This window comes from Saonia flava (assembly GCF_011927795.1).
Classification (GTDB): domain Bacteria; phylum Bacteroidota; class Bacteroidia; order Flavobacteriales; family Flavobacteriaceae; genus Saonia; species Saonia flava.
Genome location: NZ_JAATJJ010000005.1, coordinates 1 through 3399, shown reverse-complemented (window position 1 = coordinate 3399; position 3399 = coordinate 1). Strand labels below are relative to the sequence as shown.

At 30.1% G+C, this 3399-nt stretch carries 5 protein-coding genes; all 5 read right to left on the bottom strand.

The window, feature by feature from the left end:
• Window positions 1-99: 99 nt before the first annotated feature.
• Window positions 100-1080, bottom strand: coding sequence for a hypothetical protein (locus tag GGR42_RS16820; protein ID WP_167966648.1), 981 nt, complete (start codon window positions 1078-1080; stop codon window positions 100-102).
• 153 nt (window positions 1081-1233) lie between these two features.
• Window positions 1234-1725: a hypothetical protein gene (locus GGR42_RS16815; protein ID WP_167966633.1), complete on the bottom strand. Its 492-nt coding sequence runs from the start codon at window positions 1723-1725 to the stop codon at window positions 1234-1236.
• Between the two features lie 44 nt (window positions 1726-1769).
• Window positions 1770-2117, bottom strand: coding sequence for a hypothetical protein (locus GGR42_RS16810; RefSeq protein ID WP_167966604.1), 348 nt, complete (start codon window positions 2115-2117; stop codon window positions 1770-1772).
• 150 nt (window positions 2118-2267) lie between these two features.
• Entirely contained in the window at window positions 2268-2774 is a 507-nt protein-coding gene (locus tag GGR42_RS16805; RefSeq protein ID WP_167966599.1) for a hypothetical protein, read from the bottom strand.
• A gap of 65 nt (window positions 2775-2839) precedes the next feature.
• Window positions 2840-3178, bottom strand: a complete 339-nt coding sequence (locus GGR42_RS16800; RefSeq protein ID WP_167966597.1) for a hypothetical protein — start codon at window positions 3176-3178, stop codon at window positions 2840-2842.
• Window positions 3179-3399: the final 221 nt, after the last annotated feature.

Sequence of the window (3399 nt, the reverse complement as noted above, 5' to 3'; positions counted from 1 at the left end):
TTTGCCATTGCAAAATCAGGGATGCCCTATGATGAGAATTATGTGTCTGGATTAACTTAAAAGAACTTGTTTTTTAACTCAGTTCTTTGTTGTGCGTAGTTATTTTTCTATCTGTTTTTGAATCCAATCCATAAGTTCATCTTTATTTATAGAATCCCAAGTTGATTGTGTATTCTTTTTAGTTGATGGATTGTCTTCGGGTTGTAATACAATTAATTCGGTATTTTCATTACCTGCTAGTTTCAATTCTGCTAAAAAGCTAACTATATCTGTAGAATTATTCTCGTACAAGGTTCTTAGTTGTTTTGTCAGCTTATATTTTATTGCTGGTTCTATATATGCTCGTACTGCATAGTCCTTGTAAATCTTAACATTTTCATTTTTTTCATCGGAGTAGCTATAAGATGAGAAGTTGTGATAATTTTCGGGATTAGTTTTTGGTATTCCTCCCAAGTTCGTTTCCAATAGGTAGTTTATAAATTTTGGTTCCCAAAAGTCAATTCGGTTAATTCTTATATCACGTTTATGTTGATACCATTTTCTTGTAAAATCCATTGTGAAATTGCAAGCGACAATACCTTTTATTTTCAGTTGAAATTTGAAGTCGCTCTCTTTCATAAATTTAATGTAACGCATTGCTCTATGTCCAACTAAACTTGCTCCAAGAAAGAAAATATTGTTATTTGGTAAATTATGTTTATCAAAGACTTCTCGAATTAGCTTATGCGTAGAAATCATAGATGATTTAGAAAAGTAAAAATCAAGGGGTATTTCGGTTGAAACAGATAATACTGCAAAGTCTTTTTCCGATGCTTGAGTATACATCTGCTTTGAACTCCTGTTCTTTTTATCATACTTTGAATCTTCGAGGAAAATGAGTACACCTTTTATTTCCTTATTTTCAGGAAGCATTAGAGTATAACCTTTTTGAATAAAAGGCAAAAAATCATTTTCTCCTATTCCAACTCTTAGGCTATCATTTTTTACTGGTTCGTAATATTCAACCATTTTCTGTGAAAAAGATTTCGCACTAAAAATAGTCAGGAAGAGTATAAATAATACCTTAAAAGGTGTTTTCATTATCGTTTTTTTTTAATTACGCACAACGTGTTTGTGTATGGTTAGTTGCGTGTTTAAGCAACTAATTTAGCAAACAAAACACAGATAGAAAATTCCAGCGGAATTTTCGTAAGTCGGCAGTTAACTAGCAATTAATTATACACGTTGTTGTGGTTAGTTTTTATTTAGTTCTTTCAGTTTTATTAATGAAAACCCAACCATTGCTATTAAAACTAATGTTTGAGAAATTGCAAATCCAAGATTAAACCAGCCATAAAATCTCAAATATTCTCCCATTTCCAAAAGTGTGTTTTCAGAAGCAGATTCGGCATACATTCCAGATAATTTGTTTGTCAAAGGTGTTAGTATAAAAACAACTAAAGCCGAAATTATTAGCAGTCTCTTTGGAAATTCAGTTAGATAAATTCCAGATGTTTTTGTTATTGATTTTGTTTTGATTCTATTTAAAAGAAATAATGCAGTTAGCGAATAAAAAATCAAAGTTATTATTGGAAAAACGTAAGTCATTACATTATATGAAATTCCAAGTTCTGCGAATCCAAAATAAAGTAAGTGGATAATGAAGTATAATATTGATTCTACAGCAATGACAAATACAAAACCAAAGATTATCCACAATATTAACAATATATTTTCTTTATTCATTTAGTGTTTTATTCAGTTGTCGAAATTTAGACTATTATCCACTTTTACCATAAGTGAGGTTTTGCAAAATAGAGCCAACCACACCATAGAGTCCAAAGGCAACTAAATAAAAGTCCGATTGTAAAAAATATAATTCGAAACCTTTTTAGTCCAATTTTGTTTTTCAGATAGTACCAATCAAACAATTCTAATAGAGTTCCTAATGAGTAAAAAATATTTGCTCCAATTCCCCAAATTATAATTCCGATTGTGTCGTCTATAGTCCAAGAGTATTCTCCTCTTGAAAGGCCGTCATAAACTGCAAAAATTCCGAAAAGTCCAACAGCGACATTATAAATCCATCTTTTAGATTCCCACCATTTAATATTCGATTTTAGTTCTTCTATTGTCATTTTCTCAAATTAACCACAACGTGTTAGTATATGGAAAGTTGCGGGTTTGCGTGCGAGGATTTTCCGAAGGAAAATCAGATGTAGAAAACGTGCAACGACCTTTGTTTTAGCACAACACCAGCAATTTTTTATATACTGTGTTGGCAATAGTTATTTTATTTTCTTTCCGTTAAGATATTCTTTTTTTGTTTCAATTCCTTTTTCATTCAGGCAATATTCAGTTCCGTTTTTCTTTCCGTTAATATATTCACAACGAAAAGTCATTTTTTCTCCGCCATCTCTATAACCCAATTCTAGTCCGTGTTTTTTCTTTCCTAAATATTGGCAACTATAGGAAACTTTTCCATTTGTAAATTGCTCATAAAGTATTTTTAATCCATCATCGTTATAAGTAGTAATTTCAAAAATCTTGTATTTTAGGTCATAACTATATTCTTTAGAAAGAACTAATGGTTTATTCGGATTATATATGGCTTTATTTGAAACTCTTTTTTCTTTTCCGTTATAGTATAAGTTACTTGATAAAATAATTCCTTTTTCATATTCCTCTTCATAAACCAAATGTCCGTTTTTCCGTTTACTTTGAACAATTCCAGTAAAAAGTCCATCATCAGCATTTTTGTAAACTAAATCATTGTCAATGTAAACTTCTTTCATTCCAATTATTTCTTGTGAAATAAGTTTATTGAAAGTAAAAAATATTAATAAAACAAGAAAGTTTCTCATTTGGTTTTAATTCGGTTTGATAAATCAGTAAAAACAGAACTTAAATCAGTCGAATTAGTTAATTCAAAAATTTCTAATAATGAATAAACACTTTCTGCATTCCACGCAGAATTTTTAAATCCATTTATTTGATATCTGTCCTGCAATTTTGACAAATTACTTTTAGATGCTTTATCTCCAATTTCCTTTTCAAGTAAATCTATGAATTGATTTAAATTAGTTATCGGTACAATCCAATCCCTTTCTGCTTCAAGAATTTTTTCTACAATCTGCCTGTCAGTTTTATTTTCAATCAGATTGTTTTCTAGCGCATCAAATAAATTGTCAAAAGTCATTAATCGTATTTCTGTTTTTAATTATTGCCAACGGTCTCGGCTATGAGTAGTTGCGTGGTTTAGCAATTAACTTTGCAAGTACACACCAAGCTGAAAATCCTTGCAGATTTTCAGAAGTAGGCAAGAACAAGCAATTACTTATAGCCATCTTAAGTTTGAAACTGATTAATTTACATGTATAAATCAGAAAGAACAAAAGAGAGGATTAAGGTCAATATAGC

Excerpts from the sequence above, each read along its gene's own strand:
- GGR42_RS16820 (WP_167966648.1), bottom strand. The coding sequence starts at position 1,080 with ATGAAAACACCTTTTAAGGTATTATTTATACTCTTCCTGACTATTTTT.
- GGR42_RS16810 (WP_167966604.1), bottom strand. The coding sequence starts at position 2,117 with ATGACAATAGAAGAACTAAAATCGAATATTAAATGGTGGGAATCTAAA.
- GGR42_RS16805 (WP_167966599.1), bottom strand. The coding sequence starts at position 2,774 with ATGAAAGAAGTTTACATTGACAATGATTTAGTTTACAAAAATGCTGAT.
- GGR42_RS16815 (WP_167966633.1), bottom strand. The coding sequence starts at position 1,725 with ATGAATAAAGAAAATATATTGTTAATATTGTGGATAATCTTTGGTTTT.
- GGR42_RS16800 (WP_167966597.1), bottom strand. The coding sequence starts at position 3,178 with ATGACTTTTGACAATTTATTTGATGCGCTAGAAAACAATCTGATTGAA.